Origin of the sequence: Citrobacter sp. Cpo069 (genome assembly GCF_030332785.1) — a bacterium.
Classification (GTDB): domain Bacteria; phylum Pseudomonadota; class Gammaproteobacteria; order Enterobacterales; family Enterobacteriaceae; genus Citrobacter; species Citrobacter portucalensis.
Genome location: NZ_JAOWHD010000005.1, coordinates 1 through 368, shown reverse-complemented (window position 1 = coordinate 368; position 368 = coordinate 1). Strand labels below are relative to the sequence as shown.

1 other RNA gene is annotated in these 368 nt (G+C 53.3%); it reads left to right on the top strand.

Going from position 1 to position 368, the window contains the following annotated elements:
• Positions 1-123 precede the first annotated feature (123 nt).
• Positions 124-255: non-coding RNA, RtT sRNA (locus OGY08_RS00270), on the top strand.
• Positions 256-368: the final 113 nt, after the last annotated feature.

Below are 368 nucleotides of genomic sequence, written 5' to 3'. Positions count from 1 at the left end.
GTTCCCGAGCGGCCAAAGGGAGCAGACTGTAAATCTGCCGTCATCGACTTCGAAGGTTCGAATCCTTCCCCCACCACCATTATTTACTACAGCGATGTAGTTATCCCGGTGAGTAATGCAGAAGTTTGCACTTGTCGGGGAAGGGTGAGAGCCTTCGATTAAGGTTCGACTCGAGCGAAAGCGAGAGAACGTTGCCAACGGCAACGACCCGAAGGGTGAGAAGCGAAGCGACGAATAATCCTTCCCCCACCACCATCTTCTAGCACTGCCTACAATTTGAATTACCCCTGGTGGGGTTCCCGAGCGGCCAAAGGGAGCAGACTGTAAATCTGCCGTCATCGACTTCGAAGGTTCGAATCCTTCCCCCA